General features: G+C 34.4%; 20 protein-coding genes and 2 tRNA genes. 14 read left to right on the forward strand and 8 right to left on the reverse strand.

Annotated features, from left to right (window positions below; all coding sequences use genetic code 11):
- Positions 1 to 164 precede the first annotated feature (164 nt).
- The 4 genes from BST92_RS01175 to tgt all read right to left on the reverse strand — a co-directional run bounded on the left by BST92_RS01175 (position 165) and on the right by tgt (position 4,375).
- Entirely contained in the window at positions 165 to 1,118 is a 954-nt protein-coding gene (locus BST92_RS01175; RefSeq protein WP_105069814.1) for an acetyl-CoA carboxylase carboxyltransferase subunit alpha, read from the reverse strand.
- A 167-nt stretch (positions 1,119 to 1,285) separates the two neighbouring features.
- Entirely contained in the window at positions 1,286 to 2,185 is a 900-nt protein-coding gene (locus BST92_RS01180) for a DMT family transporter (RefSeq protein WP_105069815.1), read from the reverse strand.
- Positions 2,172 to 3,245: an LptF/LptG family permease gene (locus BST92_RS01185; RefSeq protein ID WP_105069816.1), complete on the reverse strand. Its 1,074-nt coding sequence runs from the start codon at positions 3,243 to 3,245 to the stop codon at positions 2,172 to 2,174. The genes BST92_RS01180 and BST92_RS01185 overlap by 14 nt, the downstream gene beginning before the upstream one ends.
- Entirely contained in the window at positions 3,245 to 4,375 is a 1,131-nt protein-coding gene (gene tgt, locus BST92_RS01190; RefSeq protein WP_105069817.1) for a tRNA guanosine(34) transglycosylase Tgt, read from the reverse strand. The genes BST92_RS01185 and tgt overlap by 1 nt, the downstream gene beginning before the upstream one ends.
- 284 nt (positions 4,376 to 4,659) lie before the next feature.
- Between tgt and BST92_RS01195 the strand changes: the two genes are divergently transcribed.
- Together BST92_RS01195 and BST92_RS01200 are read left to right on the forward strand one after the other, a co-directional pair.
- The gene (locus tag BST92_RS01195; RefSeq protein ID WP_105069818.1) at positions 4,660 to 5,505 is read left to right on the forward strand and encodes a transketolase; all 846 of its coding nucleotides are present in this window, start codon (positions 4,660 to 4,662) and stop codon (positions 5,503 to 5,505) included.
- 31 nt (positions 5,506 to 5,536) lie between these two features.
- Complete coding sequence (locus tag BST92_RS01200; protein ID WP_105069819.1) at positions 5,537 to 6,490, forward strand: transketolase family protein; 954 nt, start codon at positions 5,537 to 5,539, stop codon at positions 6,488 to 6,490.
- 71 nt (positions 6,491 to 6,561) lie between these two features.
- Here BST92_RS01200 and BST92_RS01205 read toward each other — a convergent pair whose 3' ends face one another.
- Both BST92_RS01205 and BST92_RS01210 read right to left on the reverse strand, forming a co-directional pair.
- A complete protein-coding gene (locus tag BST92_RS01205; RefSeq protein WP_105069820.1) occupies positions 6,562 to 7,197 on the reverse strand; it encodes a hypothetical protein in 636 nt (211 codons plus the stop codon).
- 164 nt (positions 7,198 to 7,361) lie between these two features.
- The gene (locus BST92_RS01210; RefSeq protein ID WP_211292409.1) at positions 7,362 to 8,321 is read right to left on the reverse strand and encodes an FKBP-type peptidyl-prolyl cis-trans isomerase; all 960 of its coding nucleotides are present in this window, start codon (positions 8,319 to 8,321) and stop codon (positions 7,362 to 7,364) included.
- Positions 8,322 to 8,397: 76 nt separating this feature from the next.
- On the opposite strand from BST92_RS01210, the gene BST92_RS01215 reads away from it, so the two are divergent.
- Genes BST92_RS01215 through BST92_RS01225 form a run of 3 tightly spaced genes read left to right on the forward strand, consistent with a single transcriptional unit; the run spans position 8,398 to position 9,852 of the window.
- Positions 8,398 to 8,778 (forward strand): RNA-binding S4 domain-containing protein, encoded by a 381-nt coding sequence (locus tag BST92_RS01215; RefSeq protein WP_105069822.1) that lies wholly within the window; start codon positions 8,398 to 8,400, stop codon positions 8,776 to 8,778.
- Complete coding sequence (locus BST92_RS01220; protein ID WP_105069823.1) at positions 8,775 to 9,368, forward strand: methyltransferase domain-containing protein; 594 nt, start codon at positions 8,775 to 8,777, stop codon at positions 9,366 to 9,368. Before BST92_RS01215 ends, BST92_RS01220 begins: the two co-directional genes overlap by 4 nt.
- Positions 9,358 to 9,852, forward strand: coding sequence for a phosphoribosyltransferase family protein (locus BST92_RS01225; RefSeq protein ID WP_105069824.1), 495 nt, complete (start codon positions 9,358 to 9,360; stop codon positions 9,850 to 9,852). Before BST92_RS01220 ends, BST92_RS01225 begins: the two co-directional genes overlap by 11 nt.
- On the opposite strand, the gene BST92_RS01230 is transcribed toward BST92_RS01225, so the two are convergent.
- The gene (locus BST92_RS01230) at positions 9,844 to 10,362 is read right to left on the reverse strand and encodes a shikimate kinase (protein ID WP_105069825.1); all 519 of its coding nucleotides are present in this window, start codon (positions 10,360 to 10,362) and stop codon (positions 9,844 to 9,846) included. The two genes, BST92_RS01225 and BST92_RS01230, sit on opposite strands and share 9 nt — an antisense overlap.
- 117 nt (positions 10,363 to 10,479) lie before the next feature.
- Here BST92_RS01230 and BST92_RS01235 point away from each other — a divergent pair.
- The 9 genes from BST92_RS01235 (at position 10,480) to BST92_RS01275 (ending at position 17,706) form a co-directional block, all read left to right on the forward strand.
- Positions 10,480 to 10,552 (forward strand) — tRNA-Lys (locus BST92_RS01235).
- Between the two features lie 51 nt (positions 10,553 to 10,603).
- Positions 10,604 to 10,686, forward strand: a tRNA-Leu gene (locus tag BST92_RS01240).
- Positions 10,687 to 10,848: 162 nt separating this feature from the next.
- Positions 10,849 to 11,760 carry a MerR family transcriptional regulator gene (locus BST92_RS01245; protein ID WP_105069826.1) on the forward strand — a complete coding sequence of 304 codons (912 nt, stop codon included), beginning with the start codon at positions 10,849 to 10,851 and terminating at the stop codon, positions 11,758 to 11,760.
- Complete coding sequence (locus tag BST92_RS01250) at positions 11,757 to 13,217, forward strand: phytoene desaturase family protein (protein WP_105069827.1); 1,461 nt, start codon at positions 11,757 to 11,759, stop codon at positions 13,215 to 13,217. Before BST92_RS01245 ends, BST92_RS01250 begins: the two co-directional genes overlap by 4 nt.
- Before the next feature lie 2 nt (positions 13,218 to 13,219).
- The gene (locus BST92_RS01255) at positions 13,220 to 14,059 is read left to right on the forward strand and encodes a phytoene/squalene synthase family protein (protein WP_105069828.1); all 840 of its coding nucleotides are present in this window, start codon (positions 13,220 to 13,222) and stop codon (positions 14,057 to 14,059) included.
- Positions 14,059 to 14,505 carry a sterol desaturase family protein gene (locus BST92_RS01260; protein WP_105069829.1) on the forward strand — a complete coding sequence of 149 codons (447 nt, stop codon included), beginning with the start codon at positions 14,059 to 14,061 and terminating at the stop codon, positions 14,503 to 14,505. Before BST92_RS01255 ends, BST92_RS01260 begins: the two co-directional genes overlap by 1 nt.
- The gene (crtD, locus tag BST92_RS01265) at positions 14,506 to 15,969 is read left to right on the forward strand and encodes a 1-hydroxycarotenoid 3,4-desaturase CrtD (protein WP_105069830.1); all 1,464 of its coding nucleotides are present in this window, start codon (positions 14,506 to 14,508) and stop codon (positions 15,967 to 15,969) included.
- A gap of 160 nt (positions 15,970 to 16,129) precedes the next feature.
- Positions 16,130 to 16,588, forward strand: coding sequence for a carotenoid biosynthesis protein (locus tag BST92_RS01270; RefSeq protein WP_245910964.1), 459 nt, complete (start codon positions 16,130 to 16,132; stop codon positions 16,586 to 16,588).
- The gene (locus BST92_RS01275; protein WP_105069831.1) at positions 16,567 to 17,706 is read left to right on the forward strand and encodes a lycopene cyclase family protein; all 1,140 of its coding nucleotides are present in this window, start codon (positions 16,567 to 16,569) and stop codon (positions 17,704 to 17,706) included. Before BST92_RS01270 ends, BST92_RS01275 begins: the two co-directional genes overlap by 22 nt.
- On the opposite strand, the gene BST92_RS01280 is transcribed toward BST92_RS01275, so the two are convergent.
- Positions 17,698 to 18,405, reverse strand: a complete 708-nt coding sequence (locus tag BST92_RS01280; protein WP_105069832.1) for a DUF3291 domain-containing protein — start codon at positions 18,403 to 18,405, stop codon at positions 17,698 to 17,700. The two genes, BST92_RS01275 and BST92_RS01280, sit on opposite strands and share 9 nt — an antisense overlap.
- Between the last annotated feature and the right edge of the window lie 273 nt (positions 18,406 to 18,678).

Below are 18,678 nucleotides of genomic sequence, written 5' to 3' on the forward strand. Positions count from 1 at the left end.
TCGTTGATAAGTTTTACATCACGATTTCTCCTACTTTTTCAAAGAAAATTCTTGGATGCTTGAGGATTAAGATGATGCATAAGCAATAGTATAATTCACCAACAGAGATAAAAAATCCCTAGACCGATTAGTCAAGGGATTTTAAATATAAAATGTTAATGGGCTTATTCTTTAAAAACACCCATATTACAATATTTATCCATGCGCTGTTCTACTAGCTTATCAGCCTTTAGACCTTTCAACTCTTCATAATGGCGTAGTATACATGCACTTACTGCTTTAAAAGTATCTGGTCTATTCGTGTGCGCGCCACCAATTGGTTCTTTGAGGATCTCATCAACCAGCTTCATTTTTTTCATATCAGTCGCAGTTAGCTTTAACGCATCTGCAGCTTGTTCTTTAAATTCCCAGCTGCGCCATAAAATAGAAGAACAAGATTCTGGTGAGATGACAGAGTACCATGTGTTTTCAAGCATAATTACTCGATCACCTACTCCTATACCTAGCGCTCCACCACTTGCTCCTTCACCTATAATCATTACAATGATAGGCACTTTTAAACGTGTCATTTCAAGAATATTACGAGCAATAGCTTCACCTTGTCCACGTTCCTCAGCTTCTAGTCCTGGATATGCACCTGGTGTATCAATAAGACATACTACAGGAACACCAAATTTCTCGGCACTTTTCATAAGACGTAAAGCCTTACGATATCCCTCAGGATTTGCCATACCGAAATTGCGATACTGACGTGTTTTGGTATTAAAACCTTTTTGCTGACCGATGAACATAAAGCTCTGATCGCCTATTTTACCTAGTCCACCTATCATCGCTTTATCATCCTTTACTCCACGATCACCGTGCAGCTCGAGCCATGTGTCACCACAAATTGCTTTGATATAATCTAGTGTATAAGGACGAGCAGGATGACGTGACATTTGCACACGTTGCCATGGCGTTAAATTGCCATAAATCTCTTTGCGAGTCGCTTTTAATTTTTTCTCTATTTGTTTACAGGTTGCGGTAACGTCTACTTCGCTATCACTTCCTATGGCCAGCGTTTGCTGGTATTTTTCTTCAAGTTCCTTGATAGGTAATTCAAAATCAAGATATTCCATAAACTTAGGGTTGTTCTTGTTAGGAAGACAAATATAATAGATTCTTTTAAGCGATAGCACCTCAAAAGTATAAGATATTAAGAGGTTTAATTTTATTCGCTTTCGCGTAAGCGAGATAAAACAGCCTTTTAACTTTAAAGACAATTGTTAATCTATAAAAGCGTCCACTATTTGCGCTGTAAACGTGTCTTTATAAAGCCATTAAGCACGATAACGACAAGAATTACAATAGCACCGATGTAGAACTGTGGTGTCATTTGCTCGGCATCGCCTAATATGAAAAACGCTAGTAAAATCCCATAAACTGGCTCAAGGTTTGTGGTAAGCATGACCGTATAAGCACTTAAATACTTCATTACTTTTACACTAGCGATAAACGCATAAGCAGTACATACAGATGCCAGTATTCCCATCCACAACCAGTCATCACTAGTCAATTGTTGTGGTCCTACAAAGTCAAATTGTGGGAGCGTAAAAAATAAGGATAGTAATACTACACCACTTAACAATTCATAAAACGATATCATTGATGGTGGATGTTCTTTTGCAAACGTGACATTCATAATGGAAAATGTAGCGCTTAAAAAAGCACTGGTTAATCCCAACACCATTCCCGTAACATATTCCGTTTCTACTTGAAAAATATAATACAAAGCGCCTATAATCAACATGCCAAATATTAATTCATACCAAACTAATTTTTTAGGTGTGAACAGCGGTTCAAGCAAGGCTGTGAAGAAAGCTCCTGTACTCATCATCGCAAGAGTGACTGATACATTAGACGCTTTTATGGCACCAAAAAATGTAATCCAGTGCAAGGCGATAACCATACCTGCTAGACAAATGGATAGTAAACGCTTACGAGGTAATTTATGAACACCCGTAAATTGAAACGGAATCTTTTTCACCTTCATGTAGATCACAATCATAATGACGGCTAGTACCATGCGCCACCAGACTAGCGGCACAGATTCTATTGAAATAAGCGCACCTAATACTGCAGTAAAACCCCAAATGAAAACTATAAAATGAAGATGGAGATAATTTAATAATCTATCGTCGCGCATTTCTTATCAGTAATAAAGCTACTATACCAAAGAATATATTAGGAGCCCAAACGGCGATCCATGGTTCAAACGATGTACTTTTCTCTGCGATAGTACCAAATACTTTATCTAGGAACATGTAACTCATAGCAATCCCTAATCCGATGGCTAGATTTACACCCATTCCACCTCGCTTTTTTACAGACGATACCGCAACGGCTATTATAGTAAATATTAAAGCACTTACAGGTATGGAAGTACGTTTGTGCTTTTCCACGTAATAAACATTCATATTACCATTTCCACGACTTTCTTCTGTCTCAATAAAATCAAGAAGCTTTTGATAGGACAAGGTTTCTGCCACATAAGAAGATGGAGTTAACTCATCTATATCAAAATTAAGAATGGTGTCTAGTTTTGCCTTAGTGGTTAAAATCTCTCCATTTTCTTGAAGCACACGTTTTTTATAACGACTAAGTGTGTAAATGCTGTCTTTAAAAGCAATACGTTCTGCATATATTTTATACTCTAGCTCATTTCCATTAAAATGCTCTAGGGTAAAATCATATCCTGTTTTTCTTCCAGAATTGTAATTACTCACATATACATAATCGTCATCTGATATACGCCGGAAAACATTATTGGTTTGCCGTTCTTTTTCTGACTTAAAGTATTTAAACTGAAACTCATTAAATCCTGCAGCAGCATCTGGCACAAATACGGTACTAAAAACTAATGCTGTAACACATACTAAAACTGCTCCTATTATATAAGGACGCAAGAATCTATTGTAAGACACTCCAGAACTTAAAAAAGCGACTATCTCTGTATTATTAGCCAGTTTTGAAGTAAAAAACATGGTAGAAATAAAGAGAAAAATAGGAAATAAGAAATTTGAAAAATAGATAGTAAAATCCAGTAGATACATCATCACCTCAGTAAAAGGAATGTCTTTACTTAATATCTTCCCTATCTTCTCTGCAATGTGCACAGTAATCATAATAGGTATGAAAAGGCACAAGAGCAGTAGAAAAGCTCCTAAGTATTGTTTTAATATGTATCTATCTAGAATTTTAAGCACTAGAGTCTATTATCCATTTGTTTCACCATTTTATCCTTCCATGTTCGGAAGTCACCAGCTAGTATATGCTTACGAGCTTCTCTCATTAACCATAAATAAAAAGATAAATTGTGTATCGTACAAATTTGTCTACCTAACATCTCGTTTACAGTAAATAGATGTCTTACATAAGCTTTAGAATATGCAGTATCTACCCATGCATAATTTGCCGGATCTAAAGGTGAGAAATCTGTTTCCCATTTTTTATTCTTCATGTTCATGGTACCATGGGCAGTAAAAATCATTCCATTACGACCATTACGTGTAGGCATCACACAGTCGAACATATCAACACCTAAGGCTACATTTTCTAATAAATTAATAGGTGTACCTACACCCATAAGATATCTAGGTTTATCCTTAGGCAATACGGCAGTAACCACGTCTGTCATCGCATACATTTCTTCGGCAGGCTCTCCTACGGAAAGTCCACCTATTGCATTTGCAGGCATGTCACAATTTGCAATAAACTCTGCACTTTGCTCTCTTAAATCTTTATACGTACTACCTTGAACAATAGGGAATAAAGTCTGGCTGAAACCATACTTATCTGGTGTACTATTAAAATGCTCTATACATCGCTTTAACCATCGATGAGTCATGTGCATACTACGTCGGGCATAATTATACTCACAAGGATAAGGAGTACACTCATCAAATGCCATTATAATATCTGCGCCTATACTGCGCTGTATATCCATCGCACGTTCTGGTGTAAAGAAGTGGTATGATCCATCAATATGTGATTTAAATTTCACACCTTCTTCTTTAATCTTGCGATTTGCACTCAAAGAATATACTTGGTAACCACCAGAATCTGTGAGAATAGGACGATCCCAATTCATAAATTTATGTAATCCACCAGCTTTTTCTAATACATCTATACCAGGTCTTAAATAAAGATGGTAAGTATTTGCCAGTATAATGTCGGGATTAACCTCATTTTCTAGCTCTCGCTGGTGTACACCTTTTACAGTACCTACAGTACCTACAGGCATAAATATAGGAGTCTCAATTGCTCCATGGTCCGTGTGCACAACTCCAGCTCTCGCCTGGCTTTGTGAATCAGTTTGTAATAAATCAAATTTCATGCGCCGCAAAGATACTTTAATGAACTTGAATTTGTACTCCATTTTACGATCTCAAACTGAGTAGCATCTAATCATGGTTGTTAAATAGGATTATATATATTGAGATTACGCTTTCGCGAAAGCGTGATTACGACTACTCTTAAGATACTAAGAAGTAAAGCCATCTTCATTAATTCTATAATTTGTTTACAAAAGGTGGATTTTAGTTAATAAGTGCTGTTGATTTCATTCCTTAAAAAAATGAGAATCGTTCTAACTTTGAAACATTATCAAAAAAAACCAAAATGGCTGATACACAGCACTTAAAAGATTTAGTAACGCAAGTACGTCGCGATATCGTAAGACAAGTACATGCAGTAAGTAGTGGACATCCTGGAGGCTCTCTAGGTTGTACAGAATTTCTTGTAACCTTATATAACGAAGTTATGGATCATGATCCTAGCTTTAATATGGACGGAATAAATGAAGATTTATTTTTTCTTTCTAATGGTCACATCTCACCTGTTTTTTATAGTGTTCTTGCTCGTGCTGGATATTTTCCAGTATCTGAGTTGAGTACTTTTAGAAAACTTAACACTAGACTACAAGGACACCCAACAACACATGAAGGTTTGCCAGGTGTGCGCATCGCAAGTGGATCACTAGGTCAAGGAATGAGTGTTGCCATAGGTGCTGCACAGGTAAAAAAACTGAATGGAGATGATAAAACTGTTTTCACACTTCATGGAGATGGTGAACTACAGGAAGGACAGATCTGGGAAGCAGCCATGTATGCTGCTGCTAATAAAGTGGACAATTTAATATCCACAATTGATGTTAACGGTCAACAAATTGACGGTAGTACAGAACAGGTACTTGCATTAGGTGATTTACGTAATAAATTTGAAGCTTTTGGATGGGATGTTATAACTGTTGATAAAGGAAATGACGTTGATGCGATTATTACTGGTATGAAAGAAGCTATGGACCTTACAAGAAAAGGTAAACCAGTTTGCATTCTTCTTCATACAGAAATGGGTAATGGTATCGACTTTATGATGGGATCTCATGCATGGCATGGTATTGCTCCTAATGATGAGCAGCTTGCTGAGGCGTTAAGACAGAATCCAGAAACCTTAGGTGATTATTAATTAAAACACGCTGTCACAACAGCATGAGTATATGAAAATTTACGAAAACACAGGAAGTAAGGATACCAGATCAGGTTTTGGTGATGGACTTACAGAACTAGGAAAAAAGAATGAGAAAGTTGTCGCTCTATGTGCTGACTTAACAGGTTCTTTAAAAATGAATGCTTTTGCAGACAATCATCCAGAGCGTTTCTTTCAAGTTGGTATTGCAGAGGCTAACATGATGGGAATCGCTGCAGGAATGACTATAGGTGGAAAAATTCCATTTACAGGAACTTTTGCTAACTTTTCTACAGGTCGTGTTTATGACCAGATCAGACAAAGCATCGCATATTCTGATAAGAATGTGAAAATCTGTGCATCGCATTCAGGTCTTACTCTAGGTGAAGATGGTGCAACACACCAAATTTTAGAAGACATAGGATTGATGAAAATGTTACCAGGTATGACTGTAATCAACACGTGTGACTACAATCAAACTAAAGCAGCTACACTTGCCATTGCAGAGCATCACGGACCTGTTTACCTAAGATTCGGCCGACCTAAAGTAGCTAACTTCACTCCAGAAAATGGAACTTTTGAAATAGGTAAAGCAGTAATGCTACAAGAAGGAACTGATGTAACAATCATCGCAACAGGTCATTTAGTTTGGGAAGCTTTAGAAGCGGCTAAAACTCTTAATGAAAAAGGAATCAGTGCTGAGGTTATTAACATACATACAATTAAACCACTTGATGAAGCTGCTATTATAGCATCAGCAAAGAAAACTGGTTGTGTCGTTACTGCCGAAGAACACAATTATCTAGGTGGATTAGGAGAAAGCGTTGCTCGTACACTGGCAATGCATCACCCAACGGCACAAGAATTTGTTGCTACACAAGATACCTTTGGTGAAAGTGGAACACCAGCACAATTATTAGAAAAATATGGCTTAAATGCCGAGAATATCGCATTGAAAGCTGAAAAAGTAATCAGTAGAAAGTAATTCTTTTATTATTTTAATTTTGAAATCCTTAGAGCATGCTCTAAGGATTTTTTTTTGCTATAATTTATCATTTAAAAACGATAAGAAATCTTAGGCAACAAAGAAAAAGAATCAAGATCTTTAGTCGTTCCTCTCTCCATTTTAAATGGTGTGTAATGCATTTCTAAAGAAATCTGTATTAATGATTTATCTTTAAGATTGAGTGTATATGATAATCCCGGTGCCACAAGAAAGGAATTAATATTGTCATAGTCTAAAACGGCATCTCCATCCCTAGTCACCGGATCGAGAAATATAGACGATATTCCTAAACCGAAACTAAGTTCTACTCGATTTTGATCACTTTCCCATATGTACTTATTAAGTTTGAGATAAGCGTTTAAAATTGTGGTGGCTTCTATTTCAAAATCTAGATTATTATCTCTTAGTAAGAAATAATTTTCTTGATCTGGAATGACTAGTTGAATTCCTAATTCAAAACTTCTATTATAAAAGTCATCAGGTACAACCACACCCAATTCAAAAAATGGAGCGTTATTTAAAAAACGAGATAAATTTTTAGTAGGAACCCAATACCCAGCACCTATTTTAACATAAGGAATATTTTGATTGATGTTTAGTTCATCTGATGACGTAGCATCATTATTCTGCGCCAAACAACACAGTGATACGAATAAAGCGATGATACAAATTGCAATAGATTTCATAATCTTGATTTTTAAATTCAAGACAATATTATTGTGTTAATCACTATTAAATTTGCATTATTAAAGAATTTATAGATTTATAATTGCGATAATCACAAATCTATAATTATAATAAAAGCCTCTAGTGAGGCTTTTATTATAATCGATCAATGGCTCAGTTAAACTTATGTCGTTACAGCAATAGCAGTATCTGCATCTAAGTAGTCTGGCACTCCATCTCCATCAGTATCCAGCGCGTCGCTAGGGTCTCCATCTCCATTAGGATCTGCATTTTCATCGATGGTATTTACACCATCATTATCATCATCGGCATCGATATAATTAAATCTACCAATAGTATCCTCATCAGTATTGTCAGCATTATCAGATGATCTTAAGTTGCGATCTCCATCTAGATCTTCAAATTTAGAGAAAATTCCATCACCATCGTGATCAGTAACTTTTACCGCTCTAAGTTGAAAAGTAAAAATTAAAGGTGAATATGAAGGTATCCCAGAAACAGAACTAGAAAAATAACCTAAGCCAGATGGCATAAAAACAGCTCCAATGCCACCATTCTCATATGATAAGGTACCATCTGGTTGAGGTGTGATGGATGTAGCTTCATTAAATTGAGTCACACCTTCCATAAAACCACTAACTACCTGAGGTAAATCAAACCAAATTGAATTAGTTGAAGAATCAAAAACAATTTGCTGATATGAGCCGTTGTCATTCATTTCTTTATTAAGTTGATAACCTTTATAACTTACTAAAGTACTGTCTGCAAATGAAGGAGATTTTGCGCCAGCACCTTGTCTTACGTTAAGTGTATAAACCGTATAGTCAATTCCTTCTCTTCTCAATACAGAAGTGGTAACTTGTTGTGATAAAGGAATTTTATTTGCGTTCACACCTACTAACGAATCAAATTTTATTTCAAAATCACTACCTACAGGATTATTTGCATAATCTTCATAATTCCAAAAATGTGAGGCTAAGTAATTTTGTAACTCTAACTGATCTTCAAGATCCACTTCTTGGCGATCTCTAATCGCAACAGTAGTTGAATCATCATCTGGACTACAAGCGATAGCTATGATTATAATAAGACAACTAGCTATAATGTATTTAAGGTTTTTCATCTTCATTTTTTTAAGCGCTCAAAGATAGTATTTTCTAGTACTTTTGTTGAGATAACGCTTAATTAAAGCTTCTGTTATGCGAGTAGATAAATATTTATGGGCAACTAGATACTTCAAAACTAGAAGCAAGGCTACCGATGCCGCAAAAAAAGGACGCATTAGAATAGGTGATGCTATTATAAAACCTTCTAGAGATGTATATCCCGGTGACTTAATAAAGTTACGTAAAGACCAAATAGACTATGTAATAGAAGTCATTGATTTACCTGATAGCCGAGTAGGAAATAAATTGGTTAATTTATATAGACTAGATCGAACTCCGAAAGAAAACTTTGAAGCTCGTAAAATGATAGAATTAAATCAGGATTATTATAGAAGAAAAGGAGAAGGACGACCTACTAAAAAAGACCGAAGAGATTTGAGTGACTTATTAGGACAACAAAATGAGGAAGAGTGACAAAATTAAGTAAAGAGTATTGGGAGAAAAGATATATTGATAATTCTACATCCTGGGATTTGGGAGAACCATCTACGCCCATCAAAGAATATATAGACCAACTAAAATATAAAGACTCAAAAATTCTTATTCCTGGTGCCGGAAATGCACACGAAGCTAACTATTTATTTGAAAATGGTTTTAAAAACATTTACATTCTCGACATTGCACCATCACCATTGGAATATGCTAAAAAAAGAATAAACTTACCAAGCAGTCACTTTATTCAACAAGACTATTTTAAGTATTCTGAATTATACGATATCATTTTTGAACAAACATTTTTCTGTGCCTTGGAGCCTCGCTTTCGCGAAAGCTACGTAAAAAAAACACATACGCTTTTAAAAGACGGTGGATGTTTAATCGGAGTATTGTTTAATTTTGAAAACAAATTAGATGGACCACCATTCGGAGGCTCTGTAAAAGAATATACGAGTCTTTTTGAACCTTTCTTTGACATTATTATGATGAGGCCATGTTATAATTCTGTTCCAACTAGAAAGGGTAAGGAGTTATTTATTAAACTAATTAAGAAAAATAATGGAAACTAGAATTTTAGATCATGATCAGGTTAAAAATAAAATTAGACGCATTGCTTATCAAATAGCTGAAGTGTTTCTAAATCATGATGAGATCATCCTAGCTGGTATTAGCGATGGTGGTTATGTTTTTGCTAAAAAACTTAAAGCATCTCTTTCTAAAATTGTAACTAGTGAAATTACTCTTTGCAAAGTAGAAATTGATAAAACAAATCCGTTAAGAGAAATTAAGACATCATTAAAACCAGAAGAATATACCAATAAAGGTGTTGTTCTATGCGATGACGTATTAAATAGTGGAACCACATTAATTTATGGAGTGAAACATTTTCTAAATGTTCCACTAGATCGATTAAAAACAGCTGTTTTAGTAAATCGTAATCATAAAAAATATCCAGTTAAGGCGGATTTTAAAGGGATATCCTTATCTACAACGATGCAAGAGCATATTGAAGTTTATCTTAAAGCAGAACCATACAGCGTTATCTTAAAATAATGTGCTTACAATTTCATTAGAAATTTCACTTACACTTTTATCATCAACTGTGATTTGATAACGAGCTCGTTGATAAAATGGTCTGCGTTCAAAAAGGTGTTTACCTATAAATTCCAATAAATCATCTTTATCGTTAATTCCGGATATTAATGGACGATTTTCTTTATTATCCCATAAACGATTCGTTAAAGTTTTTATTCCCGCATTTAAATAAATAGTGTGAATAAAGCTTTTGCTGGATAACATATCCATATGATTATAATAACATGGAGTACCTCCACCAAGACTCAAAATAATTTTTCGATCTTCATCTATTAGCTCTTTTAAATATTTGTTTTCTATTTGCCTGAAGTAAATCACACCTTTTTTTTGGAAGATTTCAGAAATTTTTTCACCCTCCTTAAATTCTATATAATGATCCAAATCTATAAACTCAAACCCAATAAACCTACTAACTACCTGTCCTACAACCGTTTTACCACTCCCCATATATCCTAATAAAATGATCATATTTATTCATTTTTGAGCCTTAAAAAAGCACTGATTAAAAAAAACGAAATTAATTCAAAAAAACTTGTTGAGATTTAAAAAGAGGTTATATATTTGCACCCGCAATTAAGCAATACCGATCTGGTAGCTCAGTTGGCAGAGCATCTCCCTTTTAAGGAGAGGGTCCTGGGTTCGAGCCCCAGCCAGATCACAAGATTATTTTAATCTAAAAAAGTCCTTAAATTTTAAGGACTTTTTTTATACCCGAGTGCTGGAATTGGTAGACAGGCACGGTTGAGGGCCGTGTGTGCTAGTCACGTGTGGGTTCAAGTCCCATCTCGGGTACTATAAAAATCAGGTTTTACCTGATTTTTTTTATTCCTTATTTTTCTGATCTTTTACCAAAATTGTTAAATAAAATCCAAATTGTAGAACTTTTTCTCTAAAACCTCAAACACTTTCCATTTTTGTTTAACTTTACTCAACTAAAAGTAAAACAGAATAATTTTGATTAAAAGTAAGTTTAGTATTAAGGATTTAGAAAACCTTAGCGGTATAAAGGCACATACCATAAGAATTTGGGAGAAGAGGTATGGTCTACTTACGCCAGATAGGACAGACACGAATATAAGGACCTATGACTTAGAAGCTCTTCAAAAGATTTTAAACATATCCTATTTACGTAATGCTGGTATTAAAATATCTGCTATTGCTGAACTTAGTTCTGAGGATATTGAAGTGCAGGTACGAAATTTTGCTGAACGTAATAATAAGAATGATCACGCTATACAGGAATTAAAGCTTGCGATGGTTAACTTTGATCAACAAATGTTTCAAAGAATATATCAAAGCTCTTTAGATGAGTTTGGATTTTCAGGTGTATTCTATAATTTATTTGTTCCTTTCCTAGAAGAACTAGGTTATTTATGGCAATCAAAAACAATTAATTTAGCACACGAGCACTTTATAAGTCATTTAATAAAGCAGAAGGTTCTAATCAACCTTGAAAAACTTCAGTATCAACAACCTCATAATCAAGAGCAAGTATATATTTTATTTCTTCCTGAAAATGAAATGCATGATCTAGGTTTATTATTTTTAAATTATGAATTATTAAAAAGAGGTTGTAACACCATATACTTAGGTGCGAGTATGATGTTAGAATCATTACCATTTTTCAAAAATAAAGAGGCAAAACCTACTTTTATTACCTATATCACAGTACAGCCCACTGAAAAGCAACTGCCATCATTTTTAAAACAATTTGATAAAAAAGTTTCCAACGGAGATGATGTAGAATTATGGGTATTAGGTCAACTTGCTCAAAAAATTAAGGATAAAGATCTTAAATCTAATCAGCTAGTATTTAGAGGTATTTCAGATGTGATCAACAAAATCCCTGAACTGGTAAAGTCATGAGAAAAACGATAGCTATAATAGGATCAGGTTTCGCCTCTCTCTCAGCGGCTAGTTATTTAGCAAAAGCAGGATTTAAAGTCACAATATTTGAAAAAAATGATACCGTCGGCGGTAGAGCTAGAAGATTGGTCAAAGATGGTTTCACATTTGACATAGGACCTTCATGGTACTGGATGCCAGATATTTTTGAACGTTTTTTTGCTGATTTCGATAAAAAACCATCTGATTACTATAAACTCGACAAATTAAATCCCGCTTACACCGTGATTTTTAAGGACGAGTCTATTGAAATTGGTGACAATTTAAACACAATCAAAGAGACTTTTGAAAAGATTGAAAAAGGTAGTTCACAACCATTACAAGACTTTATTGATAACGCAAAAGAAAATTATGATATTGCGATTAAAAAACTAGTTTATAGGCCAGGTGAATCACCGCTAGAGCTAGTAACACCTCAAACAGTAAAAAAACTAGGCGCTTTCATAAGCAATGTTTCAAGAGATGTACGTAAAAAATTTACAAATCATAAACTTGTTTCTATTTTAGAATTCCCAGTACTTTTTTTGGGAGCTACTCCAGGGAACACACCTAGCTTTTATAACTTCATGAATTATGCAGACTTTGGGTTAGGAACATGGCATCCTAATGGTGGAATGTATGAGGTCATACTAGCCATGGAAAAGCTTGCCAAAGAACAAGGAGTAACTATCCACACGAGTTCGCCTGTTTCACAAATATTAATAGATGAAGATATTAACGCTATAGGTATTGAAGTTTATGATAAGAAATTAGATTTTGACATCATATTATCTGGAGCAGATTATCATCATTCTGAAACTTTATTACCGCAAAAATATAGACAATATTCAGAAGCGTACTGGGAAAAGAAGACCTTTGCTCCTAGTTCATTAATCTTTTATGTAGGTTTTGATAAAAAACTAAAAAACATAGAGCACCACAATCTATTCTTTGACACTGATTTTGAAAAACATGCTCACGAGATTTATGAAGAGGCTCAATGGCCAGAAGATCCATTGTTCTATGCAAACTTTACATCAGTTACTGACAAAAGTACAGCTCCAGAAGGATGTGAAAATGGGTTTTTTCTAATACCTCTTGCCCCAGGTTTAGAAGACACGCCAGAGCTTAGAGAAAAATACTTTAATATTATTATGAAACGTTTTGAAGAAAGAACCGCACAAAACGTTACAAACCACATTATCTTTAAAGAATCATTTTGCGTGAATGACTTTAAATCAGAATACAATAGCTATAAAGGGAATGCCTATGGTATGGCAAATACTTTATTACAAACTGCATTTTTACGACCTAATATTAAAAGTAAAAAAGTTAAAAATTTATATTTCACTGGTCAACTTACCGTTCCTGGACCTGGCGTTCCACCATCTCTTATTTCAGGAAAATTAGCAGCTGACCTTATTAAAAAATATTCATAATCATGAAAAGTTTATTCGATAAAGTATCACGTCAGTGCAGTAAGGCCGTTACTAATAATTATAGTACATCCTTCTCATTAGCTAGTAAAATGTTAGGCCCTACTATTAGACAAGACATTCATAATATTTACGGTTTTGTAAGGTTTGCAGATGAAATCGTTGATTCTTTCCACGATTATGATAAAAGAACTCTTCTAGATCGATTTGAATTAGACCTTAAATATGCAATTGAAGAAAAAATAAGTCTTAATCCTATCTTGAATTCATTTCAAGAGACTGTAAACAAATACAACATCACTCCAGATATGTATGGTGCATTTATTAACAGCATGCGATTAGATCTAGATAAGTCTGTATATCTAACCGATGAGGAGTATAAAAATTACATCTACGGTAGCGCTGATGTTGTAGGCCTAATGTCTTTAAAAGTATTTGTAAAAGGTGATCAAGCTAAATACGATGAACTTAAAGAAGACGCTATGAGACTAGGTAGTGCATTTCAAAAAGTGAATTTCTTACGTGATTTGAAAGCAGACTTAGATGTACTAGAAAGAAGTTATTTCCCTAATACAGACTTACAAGACCTATCTGAAGAGGATAAGGCTAGACTCATTCAAGAAATTAAAGAAGATTTTGACGCTGGACTTAAAGGTATTCAACGCTTACCAGTAGAAGCTAAACTAGGCGTTTACACAGCATATGTTTATTATCGCAGACTCCTTACCCGTTTAGAGCGTACACCGTCCAAAGAAATAAGAAATGCACGTATTAGAGTACCTAATTATGAAAAATTAGGCTTACTTGCAAAAGGTTATGTCAGCTATCGCTTAAATTTAATTTAATGGAGGTACTTTATTGGATTCTTATTTTTCTCACAACTTTTTGCGTTATGGAGTTTAATGCCTGGTGGATGCATAAATACGTGATGCACGGTTTTCTTTGGAATCTACACGAAGACCATCATCACAAAAAACATAACAGCTGGTTTGAAAAAAATGACTTCTTCTTTGTATTCTATGCCGCCATTAGTATAAGCCTTAAGGTTGCACATAGCACATTTGACTTATGGTGGGCATTACCTATGAGTGCAGGTATTTTTGCATATGGAGTAGCTTATTTTATTGTACATGATATTTTCATACACCAGCGTTTTAAATGGTTGCGCAAAGCAAATAACGTCTATGCACGCGGCGTAAGAAGAGCCCATAAAATACACCACAAGCATATAGGTAAAGAAAAAGGAGAAAATTTTGGCATGCTAGTCGTTCCTCTCAAATACTTTAAATAAATGGCCAAAGCCATCATCATAGGGTCAGGATTAGGAGGACTTGCAACAGCTCTTAGACTAAAACATAAAGGTTATCAAGTAACAGTATTTGAGCAAAATCATTATGCTGGCGGTAAATTACACGCTATAAAGCAAGATGGATATAGATTTGATTTAGGTCCTTCCCTATTCACACTACCTCATCTAGTTGATGAACTGCACGATCTATTCCCTGCTATCGATAACTCTTTTTCATATATAAAAAAAGATGTAGGATGTCATTATTTTTGGGAAGATGGCACTAGATTTAAAGCTTACACGGATCAAAAAGACTTCGTTAACCACGCTAGCAAACTTTTTAGAGAGCCTAAGAGTACCATTGATAGTTATTTAACAAATAGTAAATCCCGCTATAATCTTACAAAATCTCTTTTTCTAGAAAAGTCACTTCATAAATGGAGTACCTATTTTTCATTAGATACCTTAAAGGCTATAGTTAACGCGCCATTTCTAGGACTATTAAACACGCTTGACGAAGAGAACAAAGTGTTTAAAAACCCTAAACTAACACAGTTATTCAACCGTTATGCCACCTATAATGGTTCTTCTCCATATCAAACGCCTGGTATAATGTCTATGATACCCCATTTAGAAATGGGCATTGGCACTTATTATCCTCAACACGGTATGCATAGCATTTCTCAATCGCTTTATGAACTTGCGACTAAAGTCGGTGTAGAATTTCGCTTTCGCGAAAGCGTAGATAAAATAAATTACAATAACAATCTAGCCACGAGTATAACAACAGCATTAAAGACTTATAAAGCAGATATTATAGTCTCTAATATGGATATCTATCCTACATATAAAAAGCTACTTACTCAGTACCCAGCACCTAAAAAAACACTTGAACAAGAACGTAGCAGTAGCGCTTTAATTTTTTATTGGGGAATAGACCGTGAATTTCCAGAATTAGACCTACATAACATTCTTTTCAGTAACGACTACCCGACTGAATTTGATCATATTTTCAATAAAAAATCTCTTTCTAACGATCCTACTATTTATATCAACATTACCAGTAAAGAAACCAAAACTGATGCTCCTGCAGGTTGTGAAAATTGGTTTGTAATGATTAACGCTCCAGGCAATTATGGACAGAACTGGGAAGAAATGATTAATACTGCTAGAAAGAATATTATTCTTAAAATAAATAAATGTTTAGGAACAGATATCTCACAACATATCGCTACAGAGTATATTTTAGATCCTTGTGATATTGAAAAGAAAACCAGCAGCTACCGCGGTGCTTTATATGGCGCAGCTAGCAATAATAAATTTGCTGCTTTTCTCAGACATCCTAATTTTAATAAAGGTCTTAAAAATCTTTACCACGTCGGAGGATCTGTTCATCCCGGTGGAGGAATTCCATTATGTCTATTGAGTGCACAGATAACGGCAGACTTAATTCAAGATGCATCATGATTAAAAAAGCATTAATAGTATTTTTATGGATATTGCACTTATCAGCTCTTATAGGCTTAGCACTAGGATATAAAGATTTTTTATACCTAAATCTCCTTTCACACTCCTGTACCTAACTATAGTTTTATGGGTATGTTTTCCTATTCAATCCATTAAAAAAATAAGCTTATTTATATTATGTTTTGTTGTAGGAATGACTGTGGAATGGATAGGTGTTCATACAGGTAGTCTATTTGGCGATTATTTTTACGGTGATAATCTAGGCCCCAAATTAGATGGTATCCCCTATTTAATAGGCATTAACTGGGCTGTACTAACCTTTACAAGTCATGCTATAGCACAATCGTTTTTAAAAAATATCACAGCACAAATATTTGGTGCAGCAGGATTAATGGTTGCACTAGATTTTTTTCTTGAACATATTTGCGATTATTCAGGGTACTGGCACTTTAATGGTGGTGCTGGCTGGTGGAATTATGCTTGCTGGTTCATCATTGCTGCTATACTTCATGCCGTTTTAGCTCATTATAAATTAAAAGGTGACCGCAACAGTTCGTTACATTTGTATGCAGCACAACTCATTTTTGCATTAGGTTTATGGATCATCATTTCGATATAGCGATTATAGGTTTAGGTTGCGCAGGTAGTCATATAACTATAGAATTATTAAAACAACATCCAGACATTAAACTGGTTGTGATTGATGACGCTCCATCTACAATACATAAAAAATGGTCTTTCTGGGAAAAAGGCTCTGGTAAATGGGATCAAATGATACTTAAAAAATGGAATCATGGTCTATTTAAATCAGATAAAGGCAGCATTGAGCTAGATATGCATCCTTATACTTATAAAACTATTAATAGTGTCGATTTTATCGCTTTCGCAAAAGCGGAATTAGAAAAAAATCATCATAGTAAATTTATCAATTCAACAGTATTAAGCATTAATGCTCTTAATGAAGAGACTCATACAATTAGTTCTACTGATGGATCATCTGTAAGTGCTAGACTAATACTCGACAGCCGTATTGACACTGACTTTTTTAAAGATCAAAAAGCGATTACTTTACATCAACATTTTAAAGGATGGACTATAGAAACACCTATGGATAGTTTTAATCCAGAATGTTTTACCATGATGGATTATAGTTTAAGAGATAATGGTACGACTAGTTTTACATATGTACTTCCTTATAGTTCTCAAAAAGCACTTATTGAGTTTACTTATTTCTCACCTGAATTAGTTAATGATAATATCTATGATAATTATTTAAAGCGCTACATCAATAAGCATTTGAAAATAGACGACTATAAAATTGTTGAAATAGAAAATGGTGTTATACCCATGACAACCTATGATTTTAATCGTCATCATTCTCATAAAATATTTAAAATAGGGACAGCAGGTGGCTGGGTTAAACCTTCTACAGGCTATTCTTTTAAAATGACAGAAAAAAAAGCAGAAACACTAGTTTTTAATTACCTGAACGAGATCCCTTTACTGACAGGTTTATCTAAAAATAGATTTAGTTTATATGACAAAACAATGCTATCTGTGCTCCATGACTTTAATAATGATGGACCTGCTTTTTTCCATCGTTTATACGATAAAAACGATATTCAAAAATTATTTAAATTTTTAGATGAGGAGACACACCTTAATGAAGAAATTTCTATTATGAAAAGTATGACGTCGTTGAGAATGATCAAAGCTTTTTTTAAAAGTCTATTGTAGACTCGCCGGTGTTTCAAAGTTAGGCCACGTTCCAGTTATGTGGTAAGGCTGAAATCTAGTAAACATTTCTTCTTTATACCATTGTAAGGCTTGTGTTTGTTGTACCGCATGCCTATGATTCTGACTACGATAAGCAAATTTCTTTAAGGCACGAGCATCATCCCATAAACTGAATGTTGCCATTTGAGTTACCGGTCTCTCACCTACTCCAGCACTAAATAATAAATGAGGATTATCAATTAAGTCTATTTGTGATGTAGGTACATAATCCCAAAACTTTTTGAGCATATTTAATTTTATAGTAGCTCGTGTGATTACGGAAATATAGGCATTGTTCTCATCTAAGGAATCACTGGACTCAAATGGATTTTTTTTAGACCATTGACCATGTGCTTTAATACATCTCATGTAAAAGGTAAGCTGTTGCTCACTGTGATTTTGGTAACGTTTATATAGCCTAGTGTTTGCAAAAAATTCTTTTGCCCTTTCTTCATTATCCCAAACCTGTAATAATCCGTAAACGCTCCAGTCTGGTTTCGGGTTAAAATTTTCTTTTCCAGAACCGAGCAACTTATAAAACTTTAAACCTTTTACTTTCTTCATCGGGCGATGAGCAAATTGCATCATACCAAATGCCCAAAGCTTTTGTTTGAGACATGGGTATTTAAAAAAAGTAAGTGTAGTAATTTGCTTTGACATGTATTACAAAGATAGACGGCAATACAACTAAAATGGTTAAATTGATGTTGTAAATATGAATCTATTCAATACATGAACATGTATTTTTAGTGCAGCGCGCGATTGCAATGCATGTAACGCTTGCTAATGAACTGCACATTTGAAATACGCAGATTGTGAATAGCTTTAAATATTTCACTTAGATCTTTTGAAAATTATAAATTATTAAATCGACATTAATTCATTTCCTGCGAGTTACAAACGTTTTAATTACACTCACGTTGTGCATGCGCA

The sequence above is a fragment of the Nonlabens arenilitoris genome (assembly GCF_002954765.1).
GTDB classification, from domain to species: Bacteria; Bacteroidota; Bacteroidia; order Flavobacteriales; family Flavobacteriaceae; genus Nonlabens; species Nonlabens arenilitoris.